Raw genomic sequence first — 3,196 nt, 5'->3', positions numbered from 1 at the left:
CGACTATATCCACCCGCTGACCCGGGCATGGCTTCAAGCATGCCAGCAGGCCGGGCTGCCTTACAATCCGGATTTCAATTCGGGCAGTCAGGCTGGGTGCGGTCTTTATCAAATAACTTCCAAGAGCGGACGCCGCAGCAGCGCGGCAACTGCGTTCATCAAGCCGGCGCGCAAGCGCCCGAACCTGGACGTGCGGACAGGAGCCACGGTAACCAGGATCCTCATCGAAAAGGGGCGGGCTGTCGGGGTCGAATACCTTTCGCTGGGCCGCAGGTTCGTTGTGCGTGCCGAGCGTGAGGTGATCGTCTCGGCCGGCGCCATCGCAACGCCGAAGTTGCTGATGCTGTCAGGCATAGGCCCGGCCGACGCGCTCGCCGGGCACGGCGTTAATGTGATAGCCGACCTGCCGGGTGTCGGCCAAGACCTACAGGACCATATTGAGATATCCCTGATCTATCAGCTCAATGGGCCGCATAGCTACGACAAGTACAAGAAACTGCATTGGAAGGCGGCCGCCGGCTTGAACTACCTGCTGTTCGGAGGCGGTCCTGCTTCCTCCAACCTCATCGAAGGCGGAGCCTTCTGGTGGGGCAATAAGGACGAAGCCCTTCCCGATGTGCAGTTCTTCATGGTCGTGGGTGCGGGTATCGAGGAAGGAGTTGAGGCCGTTCCGGGTGGCAACGGCTGCACCGTCAATCTTGGGCAGATACGACCCCGCTCGCGCGGCGAGGTTACGCTCGTCAGCGCAAACCCAGCCGACAATCCGCGTGTCGCACCACGGTATTTCTCCGATCACGCCGATCTCGAGGCGGTCACCGACGGGACGATGGCCGCCCTCGACATCATGGAAAAACCGGCAATGACGCGGTATGTCTCAGCGAGGCATGTGCCGTTGGCAGCCATGAAATCGCGCGACCAGATCAGGCAGTTCTGCCTGCAGACGGCGCATGCCGCGCTCCACCCTGCTGGAACGTGCCGTATGGGCCAAGACGAGGGTGCGGTGGTCGATCCTCGACTCCGCGTACGTGGCGTGGATCGGCTTCGCATTGCCGACGCCTCAATTATGCCCACATTAATCTCGGGGAATCCCAATGCGGTCTGTATCATGATCGGGGAACGGGCCGCCGATTTCATCAAAGCCGCAGCGTGATGGGCCAGCAGCTGCTTCGACTAGACACGTCTTGAATTTCGTGCTTATGCACGATCATGCACGATTCATCTTTGTTGCCGCTCGGGCGGCGCCGCACAATCGCCGACCGGCTCTTGCGCGGCGAGTCCGTCGTGGCAAATGAGCTCGCCGGTGAATTCGACGTTTCCGAGGATGCCATCCGCCGAGACCTTCGCGCCCTGGCCCAGGACGGTATCTGCAAGCGGGTCTATGGAGGCGCGCTTCCGCTTTCCCCTGCTTCCACGCCGATGGAGAGCCGAGCTGTCGAGGATATTCCGCGTAAGCGGGCACTCGCACGAGCCGCGGTCGATCTGATCGGCAAGGGGCAAAGCGTGTTCCTCGACACTGGCAGCACCAACCTTCAACTTGCCGGGGTTTTGCCGACAGACCGCCAGCTGATCGTGATCACAAATTCGATTATGATTGCCGCCGCGCTCGCGAACCGCACCGACATATCGCTGTTTGTCATCGGCGGATCGGTCAACACACAGGTGGGCGGATGTGTCGATGCGCGGTCGATCCAGGAAATGCGCCGTTTCCGCATCGACCTTTGTTTCCTGGGCGCCTGCGCGATGTCGAGTGCAGCCGGGCTGGCCGGCTTCAGCATGCCCGACGTGGACTTCAAGATCGCGCTTTTGGAGGCGAGTACCAGCAAGGCGCTGATGCTCACCAGCGCAAAGGCGGAGACGACCGCGCCTTTCACCATCGGAGCGGTGACAGACATCGACCACGTGATCCTGGAACGGGATGCGCCGGTTCCGTTCGCTTCGAAACTGCGCGCAGCCGGTTTGAATATCATCGTCGCCGGCGCGCCGACCGAGTAACACGCGTCAGCCGCGGCACCTCCGCGCCGGTCCAGGCGGGACGGGGCGGGGCCTCCGGCTCGGTATTGGCCCGTAGACGCGCCAGGCTGGAGGAGTACCCATGAGGCTTGCGCACCTCGCACTCTGGACGAAGGATGTCGAGCAGGCCGCGGCGTTCTGGAGCGCGTTTTTCGATGCGGAGATCGGCGACCGTTATGAAAGCCGAAACCGGATCGGCTTCGTCTCCCGCTTCGTCACGCTTCGAGAAAGCGGCCTGCAACTCGAACTGATGCAGGGGCCATGGGTCGAGACGCCCGCGGGCCGCGAGACTGTCGGCTGGGCGCATATCGCGCTGTCGGTCAGAGGCAAGGAAGCGGTCGATACGACGGCACGACGCTTCGAGCTTGCCGGACTGCTCGTGTCGGCGCCACGTATGACTGGCGACGGATACTACGAGGCACTGGTCAACACGCCCGAAGGCATCCTGATCGAGATCGTTGCCTGACAGTCAAGCTCAACGTCTCTCTCGCCCTTCGCCCGCCATTGCATCATGGGCAATAGCTGCGTCGCCGGGCGTTGGAGGACATATATCCGCCCCGCGTCAGCCATGTCACGGGCTGCGTGTCGTGATCGGCAAGAAGAGAGCTATCGTCACGCCGCAGCCCGCTTCCGGCCAAGCCCTTCGCGATCGCCACGAGGGCATCGAGGATCTGATGGAAATCGTCCCACTATGATTGGAATGCCGGAACATCTCCCGACGGCGGCCACCTTCCTCGTGCCGTACACGGTGGAATGGTTCAACTCGCGTTAGTCTAAGACAGTCTGCGCCGCGAGCACGCGGCCGCACGACTTTCGAATCCTCAGAGATCGTTGCGGCTACGGCAGATGAAATCCGCCGCGCGCTCGCCGATCATGATGGCCGGCGCATTGGTATTCCCGGAGGGCACCGTGGGCATGATCGAGGCGTCGGCGACCCGCAGCCCCGCGATGCCGTGGACGCGCAGCTGGCTGTCGACGACCGAAAGGACGTCCTTGCCGATCCGGCAAGTGCCCGTAGGATGAAGCGCGCCCTGAGCCATTTCCCTCACATACTGGCGGTAGTCCTCCAACGTGTGCATGGGACGGTGAGGATGCTGCTCCCGCTTGATCAAAGGCTTGAGCAGCGGCTGGCCCATGATTTCCCGGCCGAGGCGCACGCCCTTGGCCATGGTGTCCAGATCGTACG

Annotated in this window: 4 protein-coding genes and 1 pseudogene; 4 read left to right on the top strand and 1 reads right to left on the bottom strand. The window is 62.5% G+C overall.

Annotated features, from left to right (window positions below):
- The 4 genes and pseudogenes from EOA86_RS28075 to EOA86_RS28065 form a co-directional block, all read left to right on the top strand.
- Positions 1-1,150: GMC oxidoreductase (locus tag EOA86_RS28075; RefSeq protein WP_128344652.1), on the top strand; the 1,150-nt coding region annotated here is incomplete at its 5' end.
- A gap of 56 nt (positions 1,151-1,206) precedes the next feature.
- A pseudogene (locus tag EOA86_RS40705) lies at positions 1,207-1,332 on the top strand (DeoR/GlpR transcriptional regulator); the annotation flags it as partial.
- A gap of 168 nt (positions 1,333-1,500) precedes the next feature.
- Positions 1,501-1,992, top strand: a complete 492-nt coding sequence (locus EOA86_RS40700) for a DeoR/GlpR family DNA-binding transcription regulator (RefSeq protein ID WP_245485588.1) — start codon at positions 1,501-1,503, stop codon at positions 1,990-1,992.
- Between the two features lie 100 nt (positions 1,993-2,092).
- A complete protein-coding gene (locus EOA86_RS28065) occupies positions 2,093-2,476 on the top strand; it encodes a VOC family protein (RefSeq protein WP_127208357.1) in 384 nt (127 codons plus the stop codon).
- A 355-nt stretch (positions 2,477-2,831) separates the two neighbouring features.
- On the opposite strand, the gene EOA86_RS28060 is transcribed toward EOA86_RS28065, so the two are convergent.
- Positions 2,832-3,196: GMC oxidoreductase (locus EOA86_RS28060; RefSeq protein WP_245497402.1), on the bottom strand; the 365-nt coding region annotated here is incomplete at its 5' end.

It is taken from the genome of Mesorhizobium sp. M5C.F.Ca.IN.020.32.2.1, assembly GCF_004023105.1.
GTDB classification, from domain to species: domain Bacteria; phylum Pseudomonadota; class Alphaproteobacteria; order Rhizobiales; family Rhizobiaceae; genus Mesorhizobium; species Mesorhizobium wenxiniae.
Note: the sequence above shows the minus strand (reverse complement) of the source record. Positions and strands in the feature narration are given on the sequence as shown.

Excerpts from the sequence above, each read along its gene's own strand:
- EOA86_RS28065 (WP_127208357.1), top strand. The coding sequence starts at position 2,093 with ATGAGGCTTGCGCACCTCGCACTCTGGACGAAGGATGTCGAGCAGGCC.